10 protein-coding genes and 3 pseudogenes are annotated in these 15,499 nt (G+C 48.4%); 6 read left to right on the top strand and 7 right to left on the bottom strand.

Features of this window, described 5'->3' with window-relative positions; translation table 11 throughout:
- Positions 1–676 precede the first annotated feature (676 nt).
- The gene (locus DAI21_RS22590) at positions 677–2,887 is read right to left on the bottom strand and encodes an AAA family ATPase (RefSeq protein WP_107704355.1); all 2,211 of its coding nucleotides are present in this window, start codon (positions 2,885–2,887) and stop codon (positions 677–679) included.
- A 639-nt stretch (positions 2,888–3,526) separates the two neighbouring features.
- Here DAI21_RS22590 and DAI21_RS22580 point away from each other — a divergent pair.
- The 6 genes and pseudogenes from DAI21_RS22580 to DAI21_RS22555 all read left to right on the top strand — a co-directional run bounded on the left by DAI21_RS22580 (position 3,527) and on the right by DAI21_RS22555 (position 9,629).
- A complete protein-coding gene (locus tag DAI21_RS22580) occupies positions 3,527–3,880 on the top strand; it encodes a hypothetical protein (protein ID WP_234419542.1) in 354 nt (117 codons plus the stop codon).
- Positions 3,881–3,950: 70 nt separating this feature from the next.
- Complete coding sequence (locus DAI21_RS22575; protein WP_107704353.1) at positions 3,951–4,493, top strand: hypothetical protein; 543 nt, start codon at positions 3,951–3,953, stop codon at positions 4,491–4,493.
- A gap of 4 nt (positions 4,494–4,497) precedes the next feature.
- Positions 4,498–5,276 (top strand): annotated as a pseudogene (locus DAI21_RS22570) (site-specific integrase).
- Positions 5,277–5,943: 667 nt separating this feature from the next.
- A complete protein-coding gene (locus DAI21_RS22565) occupies positions 5,944–6,816 on the top strand; it encodes a RepB family plasmid replication initiator protein (RefSeq protein ID WP_370447054.1) in 873 nt (290 codons plus the stop codon).
- Positions 6,817–7,491: 675 nt separating this feature from the next.
- Positions 7,492–8,658, top strand: a complete 1,167-nt coding sequence (gene sopA, locus DAI21_RS22560) for a plasmid-partitioning protein SopA (RefSeq protein WP_107704352.1) — start codon at positions 7,492–7,494, stop codon at positions 8,656–8,658.
- A complete protein-coding gene (locus tag DAI21_RS22555) occupies positions 8,658–9,629 on the top strand; it encodes a ParB/RepB/Spo0J family plasmid partition protein (protein WP_107704351.1) in 972 nt (323 codons plus the stop codon). The genes sopA and DAI21_RS22555 overlap by 1 nt, the downstream gene beginning before the upstream one ends.
- Positions 9,630–10,908: 1,279 nt before the next feature.
- On the opposite strand, the gene DAI21_RS22545 is transcribed toward DAI21_RS22555, so the two are convergent.
- The 6 genes and pseudogenes from DAI21_RS22545 to DAI21_RS22525 form a co-directional block, all read right to left on the bottom strand.
- On the bottom strand, positions 10,909–12,180 hold the full coding sequence (locus DAI21_RS22545) for a Y-family DNA polymerase (RefSeq protein ID WP_107704349.1): 1,272 nt from the start codon (positions 12,178–12,180) through the stop codon (positions 10,909–10,911).
- Positions 12,180–12,437, bottom strand: a pseudogene (locus tag DAI21_RS23125) (S24 family peptidase); the annotation flags it as partial. The pseudogene DAI21_RS23125 and the gene DAI21_RS22545, both read right to left, overlap by 1 nt.
- Positions 12,429–12,719, bottom strand: a pseudogene (locus tag DAI21_RS23120) (SOS response-associated peptidase family protein); the annotation flags it as partial. The pseudogenes DAI21_RS23120 and DAI21_RS23125, both read right to left, overlap by 9 nt.
- A 221-nt stretch (positions 12,720–12,940) precedes the next feature.
- A complete protein-coding gene (locus tag DAI21_RS22535) occupies positions 12,941–13,729 on the bottom strand; it encodes a phosphotransferase family protein (protein ID WP_014882898.1) in 789 nt (262 codons plus the stop codon).
- Between the two features lie 244 nt (positions 13,730–13,973).
- Positions 13,974–14,648 (bottom strand): glutathione S-transferase family protein, encoded by a 675-nt coding sequence (locus DAI21_RS22530; protein WP_048762623.1) that lies wholly within the window; start codon positions 14,646–14,648, stop codon positions 13,974–13,976.
- A 79-nt stretch (positions 14,649–14,727) separates the two neighbouring features.
- A complete protein-coding gene (locus DAI21_RS22525) occupies positions 14,728–15,474 on the bottom strand; it encodes an SDR family oxidoreductase (RefSeq protein ID WP_107704347.1) in 747 nt (248 codons plus the stop codon).
- Between the last annotated feature and the right edge of the window lie 25 nt (positions 15,475–15,499).

Genomic DNA, 15,499 nt, shown 5'->3' with positions numbered 1-15,499 from the left:
GTGTAGTTGTCCGCTCCTGGCACAAAGCGGACTTCAGAGCCGTCATCGTGTTAAAGGTTAGGAAAAACGCTCAGGATGAAGTTGATGCGTGTAGCTTCGCCGCGGATTCGCCGTCAGAGAGTCTCGTTCACTTAGGGCAATAATCGGCATATTTTCATTCCTATGAGACAACAATCTAGATAACGCAACAATGTTCTTTAATTAGTGCCTGCTCTGCATTAATCCCTCTTCCCCCTCGCAGGGATCCGAAAAAAGGTAAACCTGGAAATATCATATTCGGTTACCAGCGAGTGGGATGGGAGTGTGGACTGGCAGTTAACAGCAGTGAGTTGCCGCTTTCATCAGGTACAGTTATACAAGGCTTTGCGCGAATCGCTGTCGAACAAAACGTTCCCTTTTTCTGATGTGGGAATGATTTACCTCTGACCGGAATGGCGTTTATAATAGGCTGTCGTCACCTCGGGTGTTCCCCTCTGCGCTTTTTACCGCCTGTAAATGGTTACAGGGACTTCCGGCAGTAGCCGGACTGTAAAAGGAAACCCGCCATGAAACCGAAAATTGTACCCGTTGTACGGTATACACGTTTTCGTTTCGGGCGCGTAGAGCATGTGCGTAATCACATGCGCTCGCTCCCGACGCGTTAAGTGAACGGTACCCGCAGGTGACGATACTCTTCCTACGCCTCTGTTTCCGGCCGTGCTTCTGATTCCCCCATCATGGCCAGGTAGTGAGCATCGTCATCGGTATGAATGAACACTTTTCTGAACATTTTCAGATAGCGCTCTTTATCGATGACGCCGGTGGAGAAAAGATTTCTGCCGTCCGAATGCGAGTGGCGGTTGATGGCCCTGTAAAATGAATCATACTCTCCGGCATTGCTGTGTTCTACCGCCAGCGCCTCTAGTGCCTCTTTTAGCTTTTCGTTTTTACAGGCGAAGCTGAAATAATACTCAAGGATATTTCTCATCGTATTAAAGAGCACAACAGGCTGGGTTTTATCGTCCCTGACGTCTTTCAGGGTCTGCCATAACGCCTGGTATTCATTAAGCATCTCGTGCATGGAGAGCTTTTCGCAGGAGCTGTAGTCAGACTTGATGATTCGCAGCAGAGACCAGTTTACCGGTGCTTCTTTTTTATCCTGCAGCCGCCCGCTGTTCAGCAGCATTTCCTGGAAGAAAAACATATTGTGAGTCAGTATCACAATATGTCTCGCCGCGGCTGCCTTTATAATTTTCCGTTTAATAAGGGCTGCCACTTCATAAATATAGTTATGTGACAGGCTGGAAATCGGATCGTCAATAACAATAAGTTTATTCTCCGGATGTATGGTTTCGGGGGTTAGGCTGCCGGAACATGACTCTATGAAATAGAGGAAAGACACCATTGTTTTCTCACCTTCACTGAGGGATTTGAATACTTCTGCCTTTTCAGGCTCGCTTCCCCGACGCAGACGATATAGTTTCATTTCAGCATCATGGCAGATGATTTCAAAGCCGGTGATCCCCAGTAGCCTGAGATTCGCGTTGATACTGTCAATGGTCGGTTGTATATCGGAGAGTTGTCCGGTCAGCGCATTCGTCTCTTCGTCCAGCTGCTGCCTGTTGGCTGCGTGGATCCGGACATCACGCAACCTGCTGTTTATGTCATTTCGAAGTTCATCAATCTGCCTGTCACGTTCGGTAAAGAACTCATCGCAAACTCCCCGGAGATGTGCCATTACATCAGCGTACAGGGTTCTTTTTTCCTCGGTGAAGTTTTCAGCCAGCCGGTTGTTCTGCCGTACCCGGGTATTGAATGTGTCGACTTCATTCCGGAGTAACGCCAGGGGGTCCTGGAGAAGCTCTGGCTGGATGGTCAGAGACGGCTCTTTAATTTTATTAAGGAGTTGCTGCAACAAAATCTGAAAGCCTTTATTGACTGCTTTCACCAGAGACAAAATCTGGCTTGAATCATCAACGAAAGCATGGAGCGTCACGCGGCGTTCAAATTCTGCCAGGGCATCACAGTCCTGAGCCAGTTGTTCTGATGCCCGGCTCAGGGCCGCAAGAGAAGTCTGATATGTCTCATCAAACATCTGAGCAAGCTCACGCGAAAAGGCCGTAACGTCCAGAGTCTGCTGGCAGAACGGGCAAATGTCGTCGTGAATAAAATGCTGTCCCTGACGAACCCAGTCTGCATTGCCAATTTTCTGAATGAGGGCGGAGAATTGCGTGCTGCCTGCAGGCATAACAGGCTCCTGCATCAGTTTTCTTATTTCTTCAGTTAAGACAGAGGTCGGGGGAAGATGAAGTTCGGCGACGAGCGTTCCTTCGCTCTGACTTAGCATCCGCCATTTATCAGCCAGTTCCTCTGTTGTGGTGCGTACGTCTGAAAGTGGTGTTGCCACCATTCGTTCGTAGAATGATCTCTTTATTTTGGCGCCATCAAGAAAATCGCTGAGACTTTTTCTTTCATTAACCGTTCTGTTAAAAATATCCCGGGCACAGCGGTCAGTGATTGTGCCTATCATTCCTTCTTTTTCTGCGATCTCTTCATTGAGCTTGTCTATACGAACACTGATTTTTGCTCTTTCTTTATTATTATTGTTTATTTTATCCTGGCTCTCCTGATTGGCTTCGCTGAGCGTGAATATCCCGGGCTGGTAGTCCGAACGGGCGAACTTGCTGTCAATATATTCCTGATTAAAGACCTGAAAGTGGCTGATGTGGGGACTTTCAAAGACGCAGTGTCGGTATTTATCAGCCTGTCGGTCATAGAAATAACCGGATATCGTGGATTTTCCCGAGCCGTTCTGGCCATAGATGAGCGTCACTTTGCTGCTCAGATCAAAGCATATATCCCTGTCGGGTGCGTAGCTTCTAACGCCCCGGATCCTGAGTTGAGCCATTGTTTTTATTCCTTATCCCTGAGTTTTATAAGCCTTTCTATCGTAGCGCATTATGTATTCAGATTGTGCTATTCGGAGACTATTTTCTGACTGAGGCTGCAATATGGTAACGTGCTCGACGGGAAGCAGAAGTTACAGAATTTGTAATGCGCCGGTGATTATTGCACTTAAAGCAATAAACTATAGTTCCTGTGCTTAAATTACATTAATAATGATATCGCAATAATCATTTATTATTTATGCCACTATAACATTAGTGTGTATTCTTCTTCATGCAGATCCGAAAACCCTGAGTTCCGGATCTTCTTTACTGCATCCGACGCGCTGCGGCCCACTGACACAACATGTGCCTTGAGGTCAGCTGCGTTTTCTACTGTATGTCGTGTTCCCCCCTCTCCCCAGCGACCGCCCGCTCAGCACCAGAAATTAGCGCTTTGCTTGTTTCACCGCCGTGGTACGCTTCCGGAAAGTTGTTATACGCCAGAAAGTCGGATCTCGCTAAAACGGCCATCCGGTAATTTAACTGCGTGGCTATATGGCTGCTTCTTATCATCCTAAACATGATGACGGCAGGGAGAAATCCTGTGAAGTGACCGTCAGGTGCGTAAGCAGGTAATGATTTTGTGATGGGACTATTTTGTGGAAAGGACAGCAGAGGGAATACGTGGACGAGCAAGAACTTTTTGTGAACTGAAGGATAGTGGCCACCGATTCGTATGGTATCTCTGCGAACCTGGCCTTGAAAATCCTGACGGGACCTCCCCTGATATTCAGTTCATCGTTGATCTGAACGGGACTGAACTGGCCCGCCGCTTAAACATCCATGAACAGCCAGAAGGTGGCTGGCGAATCGCCACCTGGCGCGCCAGAGATTTTGGGGGGCTGCCGGAAGGTGCTGTGAAGGTGGATTTGCATCTGCTGTTAACCCGGCTCCTTATGGGAGAAACAGGTTCTATGTTTTTGCGGCCCTTTTTCCTATCCGCAGAGTATTGATCATAATGGCAGGAAGGATTTGCCGTTTCCATACCGACAAGAAGTTCAGACCCGGACAGGAACCTCAATAATGACAGTACTATTCAAGAGTGGATTACAGATACTCTGCTGGATTTCGGCTCTCACGACCTCCCTGGCCAGTGCCGCAACCTATGAAGAAATGCAGCGTCTGGATGCAGCCTATCCGCCGGGCAGTATTGTTGTTTGCAAATCTGATATACCTGGTGACGGAAACGGTCAGCCTCCCACGGCCATGACGGCCCGGGGAACGATAGTCAGCCAGACAAAAGGTCTCACCACTTATGACATCGCCGTCACCTGGATCCCCGAAGGTAGCAGCGATGGGATGATGCTGGCGTACAGGATGAGTCAGCGCAGCGACAAGAACGGCCTGCACTCCCGTATCGATCCGGCCAGCCTGAGCGTCTCGATGCCAGGGTCAGGTCCCGAAGTGGAGAAGACTCTTCTCGAGGGATTCCAGAGTCGTTTTGCAACCGGAGAGATCTTTGCTCCCTACAGCCAGACTGAGATCACGGATTTCCCGGACTACATCACACGCAACCCGGGTGAACCTCCGGTTTACTGCCACCAGGAAAATCCTATTCACGGGTAACGACATGACCCAACATCTCCCTGCTCATTATCCTCAGTTTGTCGCCACGCAGATGCCCCTAGCCATAGACTATCCCGCAGCGCTGGCACTGAGGCAGATGGCCCTGGTCCAGGACGAACTGCCTAAATACCTGGTGGCGCCGGTAGTCAGCGCCCTGCTCCACTATGTCCCGGATCTGCACCGCAAAATGCTTCTGTCCACCCTCTGGAATACCGGTGCCCGGATTAACGAAGCGCTGGCCCTAACACGGGCTGATTTTTCCCTGGCGCCACCCTACCCCTTCGTGCAGCTGGCCACCCTCAAACAGCAAACGGAGAAAGCAGCCAGAACAGCAGGTAGCGCACCTGCCGGCAGCCAGACTCACCGGCTGGTTCCGCTTTCCGATAATCAGTACGTCAGCCAGCTGGAGATGATGGTGGCCACCCTGAAAGTTCCGCTTGAGCGCCGTAACAAACGCACCGGCCGTACGGAGAAGGCCCGCATCTGGGAGATCACCGACCGCACGGTCCGCACTTGGTTAAGCGAGTCGGTAGATAGCGCGACCGCCGACGGTGTGACGCTCTCGATTCCGGTGACCCCGCACACCTTCCGGCACTCCTACGCGATGCATATGCTGTATGCCGGCATACCGCGGAAAGTGCTGCAGAGTTTGATGGGGCCAAGTCGAGCAGCTTAACTGAGGTTTACACCAAGGTGTTTGCGCTCGATGTTGCTGCCCGTCACCGGGTGCAGTTCCTGATGTCGGGGGCTGAGGCGGTGGCTATGCTCAAAGGTATTGGTTAAAGGGCCTCTAAAGTGGTTATAAGTCAATATTCCCTAATATGGAAAGATGAGGATTTGTCTGGCAAACCCATACTGTCATTTACAGACGAGGTTGGTAAATTTATCGCAGTTTTTTTAGACGTCATGCAATACCTAACGCACTACGTTTGTTCAAATGCGAAAGCTTCACAGCAAGCTGCTTATCTTTCGCATTTATGTTTTGTAAATCGAATGACGTCAAGGTTTGACCAGATGATAGTTGATCAGCTGGTTAGTGGTAGTAGTAAGAAGGGGGGATAATCCGGTTCCTAAGGGCGGATCATCCAATAATGTTATGAATTGAATTCATTTACTGCTCAGAGTTATCCACATATACATTTGATAGATCCAATATGTAAGATCCAGAATAGATCCTATTCGGATCCAAACAGAACCATATAGAACCAAACAGATCCCCGATCGCTGTAAGCCGCGCCACGTCTGGCTTAGATGAAGGTTCAGGGGAGCTGTAGCGGGATAAAAGGGAGTTAAAGCGGGACAAAAGGGAGTTGCAGTGGGACAAAAGGGAGTTGATGGGGGCATAAAGTGATTTGCAGCGGGAAGAAAGGGAGGTACAGTGGGAAACATAGGGAGCTATAGCGGGAAAAACCTCTTTGCTATAGGATCATTTCTTCACAAGGTGGATAACTTGGAAAACCCTAATAAAAACACATACTTCTTTCCTGATGCCATCCCTGATTCTGAAGAGGGACAGGGAAAATCATTAACAGTAACGAGCAATTCTAGTGTTCAACCAGCTGCACTAATGCGCCTGGGGATCTTCGTTCCTGCGAACAAAAGCGGTGATGCAGGTGATGCCATCGATGCCAGCGAAATACTGTCTTCTCTTGAGCTATCGAAGTCGGAAGGCTACACGAAAATCATGATTACTGGGCCCAGGCTCAATTTGTCTACCGATTTGAAGGTTTGGATGGGGATTATCCATGCTTTTTCAAAGTATGGCCTTGCCAGCAATGCTATCACGCTTTCATTTCATGAATTTGCAAACCTCTGCCAGATCCCTTCTAAGCGATTAGACTCCAGGCTTCGTGCCAACATCCGTGACTCACTTACTCGTATACGCGGTAAGACTATAACCCTTAGTACCATTGGTTCTAGAGGTGCCTATGTCACTGGGTTACTCAAAACCGGGCGCTTTAATGCAGATGAGGACACCATCGAACTGGAAGCCGACAGCAAATTATGGGAGCTGTACCGGGCAGATTATCTGACCCTTTTACGTAAAAAGCCCCTTAATGCATTACCGCGACAAGAAGCAGCCCAGGCGTTGTATACCTATTTAGCAAGCTTACCTGAGAGACCTGCTGATATTTCATTTACCCGACTGCGGGCTCGATTGATGCTCACTAACCGTATCAGCGACCAGAATAAAGTAATTCGTGCCGCTCTGGAGAAACTGAAAGGTATTGGATATCTAGATTATCTCCTTAAAAAAGAAGGCCGTGAGACTATGGTACGCGTCCTGAGCCGCAATCCGGCTCTGAAACCAGGTGATTTGTAGCGGGCAAAAGTGACCTGTGGAGGGAAGCGGCGCTTTTCGAAAGGGAGCTGAAACGGGAAATAGCACTCGAGCATGCGCTTTCTATACTATGTGACCTGTGGCGGGATGATTTGCATGATCTAGCGTTGTCGATTCTACAACTCAACTCCCTTCTTACCCGCTACAACTCCCGTTCGGTCGTGGTTCAGTTCACTTTTTAGACTCCATCGGCGGCCCTTTCCCAATCCATTTACATGAATCCCGTAGCAGCTCCCTTTTACTACGGTTTGTTCACAACTTCTTTAATCACTGCCATATACCTTCCCTCTATAGCTCCCTTTTCTGCTTTAATCCGATATCTCCTCCCTCCTTAGCTCCCTTTTTCTATTCTCCTCCTTATGCTTTGCTGCGCAGTTTCCCTCTATAGCTCACTTTTGAATTACATCCCCCTTCCCACTTCAACTCCCTTCTCATTTGAGGTAAGTCACCACGCCTTTCTTTCCCATCCCTGAAGTTCTCTACTTACGGTTAATCATTATTTTATTCATCCCTTATCGCTTGCATAATGCATATACGTAACCTTTCGTTTTTTGAGCAACTTTGCAAATTTTGATTCAGTTTGCATGTTTAGTGTTGCTTTGCGAGTTTTTCCAAGATTTAATATAATGATGCAAAGTTAATGATAAGGAATTTACAATGGGATTAATGGATACTCTTGATCAATGCATAGCAGCTGGCCATGAAATGACAAAAGCTATTGCTATTGCTCAGTTTAATGATGACAGCCCAGAGGCAAGGAAAATCACGCGTCGTTGGCGTGTTGGTGAGGCGGCTGATCTTATCGGTGTTTCATCACAGGCTATTCGAGATGCAGAAAAAGCGGGTCGCCTCCCCCATCCAGATATGGAGATGCGTGGCCGTGTAGAACAGCGAGTGGGTTATACAATCGAACAGATTAACCACATGCGTGATGTTTTTGGTACTCGACTTCGCAGGCCAAATGAGAGTGTACCACCAGTTATTGGTGTAGCGGCCCATAAAGGTGGAGTTTATAAAACTTCTGTATCAGTCCACCTGGCTCAAGATCTCGCTTTGAAAGGGCTGAGAGTTCTTCTTATTGAAGGTAACGATCCACAAGGAACTGCATCTATGTACCATGGATGGGTTCCTGATTTACACATCCATGCAGAAGATACTCTACTCCCTTTCTATCTGGGCGAACGTGATGATGCCTCATACGCAATAAAGCCAACATGTTGGCCGGGGCTCGATATTATTCCGTCCTGCCTGGCGCTACACCGTATCGAAACAGAACTTATGAGTCATTATGACGAAGGCAAATTGCCTACAGAACCTCATATGATGCTTCGTCTCGCAATCGAAACCGTTGCCCAGGATTACGATGTTATTGTAATTGATAGCGCACCGAACCTTGGCATCGGAACGATTAACGTGGTGTGTGCGGCTGATGTTTTGATCGTCCCTACCCCTGCGGAACTCTTTGATTACACTTCAGCACTGCAATTTTTTGACATGCTACGCGACCTTTTGAAGAACGTCGACTTACAAGGTTTTGAGCCTGATGTCAGAATCCTTCTTACAAAATACAGTAATAATAATGGATCACAGTCTCCATGGATGGAAGAACAGATTCGAGATGCCTGGGGAAGTATGGTTCTCAAAAATGTTGTTCGCGAGACAGACGAGGTTGGGAAAGGTCAAATACGGATGCGTACTGTTTTCGAGCAAGCTATCGATCAGCGCTCTTCAACTGGAGCATGGCGCAATGCGCTCTCGATTTGGGAACCTGTTTGTAACGAGATCTTTGATCGGTTGATCAAACCGCGTTGGGAGATTCGATAATGAAACGTGCACCAATTATCCCTAAATCTTCTCCAGTACAGGCAACAGTAACTCCAACCGCTGTGCCAGCCGCACCTATGGTTGACTCACTAATTGCAAGGGTCGGTGCTATGGCAAAGGGCAACACCATCACCCTTCCTGTATGTGGTCGCGAGGTTAAATTTACCCTCGAGACCATCCCAGGCAATCAGGTTGAAAAGTCGACTTCTGTCTGGATTGGGAATGAACGTGATCAAGAATTTCTTACAGAGGAATCACTTGATGACCTGATCCCTTCATTCCTGCTTACTGGCCAGCAAAACCCAGCTTTCGGCAGAAAAGTAGCTGATTATATTGAAGTAGCTGATGGAAGTCGTCGTCGTATGACGGCCATACTTACATCAAGTGAATATCGTATTCTCGTGGGAGACCTTGACGACGAGCAAATGGACTCGTTGTGCAAGTTAGGCAACGATTATCGTCCTACAAGCGCATATGAAAGAGGCAAGCGTTACGCCTTCCGTTTAGAAAATGAATTTAAAGGAAATATTTCTGCTTTGGCTGATGCAGAGCATATATCGAGGAAGATTATTACAAGATGCATTTGCACATCTAAATTGCCCCGTGAATTGATTGCCCTCTTCTCTCATCCTGGCGAGCTATCTGCTCGTGCCGGGGATAATTTAAGTCGCCTTTTTAGCGACAATGAAGCTGCTCTCCTTAGTAAAATTTCTGAATTATCAGAGAAGCGTCAAAGTGGGATTGTATTTGACACTGATGAAATCATTCAGTCATTAAGGGATGTTCTCAAAGCTTCTAAAGCTGCTACCTCTTCTATCGTTCCCGTAAAACGCGAATTTGTTCCGGGTGCAATGGCTCAATATAAAGGTAATAAAGTTGTATTTAGCCTGGACCGTTCTAAGATCCCTGAGCATTACATTGAAAGAATGGAAGAAATTTTAGAACAGTTAGAAAAATCAGATATCCGCTAACTCTAATTTTTACTTTTTTCTCCCATCAGAATAGGACCGTGGTCCCAACCACTCAACTGGGACCGTGGTCCCAACCACTCAACTGGGACCGTGGTCCCAACCACTCAACTGGGACCGTGGTCCCAACCACTCAACTGGGACCGTGGTCCCAACCACTCAACTGGGACCGTGGTCCCAACCACTCAACTGGGACCGTGGTCCCAACCACTCAACTGGGACCGTGGTCCCAACCACTCAACTGGGACCGTGGTCCCAACCACTCAACTGGGACCGTGGTCCCAACCACTCAACTGGGACCGTGGTCCCAACCACTCAACTGGGACCGTGGTCCCAACCACTCAACTGGGACCGTGGTCCCAACCACTCAACTGGGACCGTGGTCCCAACCACTCAACTGGGACCGTGGTCCCAACCACTCAACTGGGACCGTGGTCCCAACCACTCAACTGGGACCGTGGTCCCAACCACTCAACTGGGACCGTGGTCCCAACCACTCAACTGGGACCGTGGTCCCAACCACTCAACTGGGACCGTGGTCCCAACCACTCAACTGGGACCGTGGTCCCAATCACTCAACTGAGACCGTGGTCCCACCACTCAACTGGGGCCGTGGTCCCAACCATTCAACTGGGACCGTGGTCCCAAATACCCCGGTGATTGGTGGATAAGATCAGGCGTCCGAGCTTCCATCAATGCCACAATTGCAACAGCAGAACAGACATTGAGGCGTATCTGCCCATTTTTCTACGTGTACCTTTTCTATGTTTACGTACCGTCTGCCGGGTGCTGATTACACTATAATTTCCCTGTCCGTACAGAGAGAGCAAAGCCATCCGCAAGAAATTGTCCGCTTACCCTGGACTCAATAGCAAGGGAAATCCAGACACTTCTGAGCCGTGATTAGATGGGTTTTCGTATTCATATGAATGAGCCTAGTGAACAACGTGCTATTACTTATGAAGAAAACGTATGATGTCAAAAGCATCTTGAAATTTACAGGCAAGCCCCAAAGTCAGGCCTTGCTCAGAATCAAATGGATTCGCGTCTACCTTCGCAAATTACTGCTTAATATAGTCGCCCGTTTTCTGTGGATAACTTCATCAGATTTAAGGCTGCTAACAGGCTCGAATGCGAAGAAAGCGTGTATGTATAAATGAGGTAATTAACCATCTCAATATAAAGCCTGGTGCGATATGAGGGGATGAGAAATGAATCTGATCATGTAAGCATCTTCGATCAGAAAAAAAACCGAGGTCGACTCAACTCACTAGTTTTGAATCTACAGCCTTGCGATTGGCAAATCAGCCCATCGGGTTGTATATGCAGGGCTAAGCATCGCTCGTTTCATCTGCCAGTCCGGGGCTATACCTCTGCCTGCAAACCATACTTTACCCATCCCAGAATGATTAATACCGTCCACGACTTTCATTAGTTGATTGCTGTTTCTTCGGGGCTGAGTATTATCGAACAGGTTAAGCTGTGAAACACCCGTAGGCGTGAAGTCATTTAACATACAGCCTGCCTTTGCATAGCGGTGTCCATTCACCCAGATCCGGTCAAGTGCCCTGACGGCTGCGGCAATAATGTCACGAGTATCCTGAGTGGGTGTCTGTAGCTTCTCACTGGCCACATTCCCGTAATACGGTTCATTCACAGCGAACGGTGACGTTTTCACAAACACGGCAATATGCCTGCAGAACTGCCTTTCACCCCGCAGCTTTTCAGCTGCACGCTCAGCGTACTGACAGACCGCCTGCCGCATAGCTTCATAAGTCGTGACTCGCTCCCCAAAGGATCTGCTGCAGACAATCTGCTGTTTCGGCGGGGGCGCTTCCTCCAGAGAAATACAGCTTTCTCCGTTGAGTTCCCGGACGGTCCTCTCCAGCACAACGTTGAAATTTTTCCTGATAAATACAGGGTTAGCGCGCGCCAGCTGCAGTGCTGTAATGATACCCATTGTGCCCAGTTTTCTGGATATCCTGCGGCCAATTCCCCAGATTTCTTCCACCGGCTGTAGTGAGAGCAATTTCTCCGTTCGTTTTGGATTTTGTGGAGTCAGGGCAAGCACTCCGCCGAACTGTGGCCACTCTTTTGACGCCCATTGAGCGCTTTTAGCCAGCGTTTTAGTCGGCCCCATTCCGACACAAATGGTCAGCCCCGTTCCGGAGTGCACGTGCTCGCGCAACTGCCAGCCAAAGTCTTCAAAGTCGGTGTAGCTGTCTATGCCGCAGATATCCAGGAACATCTCATCAATGCTGTATTGCTCCACGCGTGGGGCCAGTTCTTCCAGATGTGCCATGACCCGATTACTCATGCTGGCGTAAAGCTCATAATTGCTGGAGAACGTAATGACCGGCTCCAGGAATTGTGCCGTCTTTAACTGGAACCAGGGAACGCCCATTTTTATGCCCAGCCGTTTCGCTTCGGCACTTCGCGCGATCACACAACCATCGTTGTTACTGAGCACCACAACGGGCATCTTACGCAGGTCTGGACGAAACACTTTCTCGCAGCTGGCATAGAATGAATTTACGTCAGCGAGCGCAAACATCAGTTTGTACTCCGGGTCTTATGTATGAATGCCATCACAACGCCGAATATCTGCAGTTCTTCCGGATAAAGCGTGGGGTAGGCAGCGTTCATCGGCAGCAGGGCAATACGGGGCTTAATCTGCAGACGTTTTACTGTGAACTCACCATCTGTTTCCGCGATAACAATATCTCCCTGCATGGGTTTTTCGGCCTTGTCGACGACCATCAAATCACCGGAGTGCAGGCCCATGTCTTTCATCGAATCACCAATGGCCCGACCGTGCTCCCAGAGTGGCCTGAACATCCGGCTACCAGCCGCTGTCTCACTTCTGGCGTTAATGAGTGCGGGTTTGTGCCACCACTCCGGAGCATACCCCCAGTGAACCGGATCGAGTTTCAGTTGAGAGCTGCGTTCACTCAGCAGCAATACGCGGGTCCCGGGTGCAACGTTGTAGCGCCCGACGGATTGCGGATCATACGGAATGTCCCGCTCTGCTTCTTCTCCGAGAAAAGCCAGGTACTCCTCGCGGGTGTTGTACTGCGTAAACCGTCCGCACATTGTTGTTTCTCCGGTGTAGATTTCGCATGCGAAATCTCTGTGCTCTTCTGTTCAGAACATAGGCCGTATTTCAGGTTCCTGCCATCGTGTGTTAGCGCCGTGCCGCTACTTTAGCCTGGCCGCTTCGAATGCAAGCAACTATCTTATGCGTGGGTAGGTCAGGGGCCGCTATGAGCGAGGATAGGACATTCCGGTAAAGTGCATTTTTTTAAATTCATTCTTCATAACATTTTTTTGACGTTGTCTAACCAGTCTGGAAGATGCTCTCTATACCAGTTTAGATAAATGGGAAATGCAGCCTTTTGCCGCTTTTGAAGTAGGGTAATCACTTCCGTGACAATCCAGGCTTTGGCTATAGCAATTTCTCTGGCCAGATCTATGATATTTTTGTGGGAGGATAGCTCGCAATAGCGTTCTGAAAGGGCCATAAACATTTGTTTTTTCCCCATTCCCTTTATAAGGGGAGCTAGGTCGATAGCAGGACTCCCTTTGCCAAATCTTTCCCAGTCAAAAAGAACTAAATCACCGTTTTCTCTCATTCCCCAGTTGCCTGCGTTGCTGTCGCCTGAAACCAGGCTTTGGTAGCCAAATAACTCATTACTACATTGCTGAAATCGTCGTAGCTGCTGTGCACTTTTTTCTGGTAACGCCAAAAGCACGAGAGAGTTTTCTAACGCTTTTTCTGTCCATGTATGAGTGTGATAAAGCCATTCAGAATGCGCAGGATAACGATGCAGGCGGCCCAGCATAGCTATGGCATAATCATTTGCCACATTGGCTTGTTCAACCGAGTAAGGAATATACTCCATACTTAATTGGCGTAAGGCTGCATCAGCAGACAAGAGCTTAGGAGTTGCAACCTCTGCCTGATTAAGCTCTGTTGCCACGTATTTATAAAAGGCCCACTCAACTTCGCTGACAGGCCACTTCTCTATAACTATATGATCACAATCACTGGTATTCAGAGCCACTCTGGCAGTGCCCATTTTGGATAAATCCATGGCAGACATGCACTATCCCTCCAAAATTAGCGGATTGGTTGTTCTTGTTTATTAAGTGTAATGCAAATAGGTAGTGGTGCGGATGAAGTTATAAAGCACCATTCCTAATTTGCGCGTATGGCAACGTCCGCTCCTGGCACGCAACGGACAAGCTGCGTAGCCATCAGGTCTGCTGTGAGCGATCTGCGGATATTACTAACAGCGTTCTGTGTGAATCAGCGGGGAGCAGGTCACGGTTTCCCAGTTAATATCTTCAGGCAGCGAGAATTGCAGAATGCTGACGAAGATGATTTTGGAAAAGTTCTGCATAATCTGATGATACAGCGGCTTTTACGCTTTCCCTTTTCGCAAGTGCAGCTTTCCATGCGCAAACATGCGGAAGCCCCTCAAAAATCGCCTCAGAGACTGATGCATCGATAATGGAGAAGTAACGGAAAACAGGAGCGTAGACCGCATCAACCATACTGAATTCGGCACCAGAGAAATAAGGCCCCAGGCTCAATTCAGATTCAATACGTTCAAGCTGCTCACGGAACACCGCGCGTTTGCTGCCTGCAATGGCCTGATCAGTCGCATTCAAAAATTGCCATGCATTTCCAAGCATTGATGTAGAGAATTCGATCCATGCGCGCTGTCTGGCTCTTACTAATGCATCGTCAGCATACATCGAATCACCGTCTTGCGTTTCATTAAGGTACTCGCAGATCACCATGCTCTCGAAAATAATGGCATCTTCACCCTTTGACTGACGCACTTTCAGCATCGGCACCTTGCCAGTGGGTGACAGAGCAAGAAACCAGTCAGGCTTCGCCGATAAATCTACATTTACGCGTTCAAATGGCACATTTTTCTCAAGAAGAACAATCGCTGAACGCTGCACAAAGGGACATAGTGGGTGGCTAATAAGTGTCAGGTCACAGGTAGACATCTCAACCTCCAGATAAAAGGATAGCCCGCCGCTGTAAAAGATGGCGGGCTTGATGAATTGTAAATCTTATTTTGGTGGCTTAGATTGAAACGCCGCCGTCGATGATGATTTCTGAACCCACAGTCCAGGCAGACGCATCAGATGCAAAGTAAAGAACCGCTTGTGCAACTTCCTGAGGCTTACCAAAACGACCGGCAGGGATGGTTGCAACGATATCTTTCATCACTTGATCATGATATTCCACTGGGATCCCCGCCTTATCGTAAAGCGGAGTATCAACAGGGCCAGGGCTCACTGCGTTGATACGGATCCCACGAGAAAGTAACTCGTTGGAAAGCGTTTTCGACATGTTCAGTAATGCTGCTTTGGTGGAGCCATAAACTGAAGAGTTCACGGGTCCCGTGTGAGCATTAATAGAGGTATTAAATACCACTGATGCAGAGCTCGCGAACACTGGCAGCAGCGCCTGCATCAGGAAGTAAGGACCTTTAACGTTGATATCATAAATGCGGTCGAACTGCTCCTCTGTCCATACCTCAATTGGCATATACATTGATATACCCGCATTCAGGAAAGCGATATCCAGTTGTCCAAAGTGTTCCTGAACTGTCTGAGCCAGCGCTTTCTGCGCGTTCACATCAGCGGAATCAGCACTCACGACTAACACGTCATTACCCAGTTCTACTTTTGCCTTTGCGACAGAATCAGGGTTAACACCCGTAACAATTACGCGTGCACCTTCTGCAACAAACAGCTTCGCTGTTTCAAGACCAATACCACTTGTTCCACCCGTGATCAGTGCGCGTTTACCTTGTAATCTAGCCATATAACTATCTCCTGTTAGTTTTAAC

Source organism: Lelliottia sp. WB101 (genome assembly GCF_003051885.1).
GTDB classification, from domain to species: Bacteria; Pseudomonadota; Gammaproteobacteria; order Enterobacterales; family Enterobacteriaceae; genus Enterobacter; species Enterobacter nimipressuralis.
This window is presented reverse-complemented; position numbering and strand designations above follow the sequence as displayed.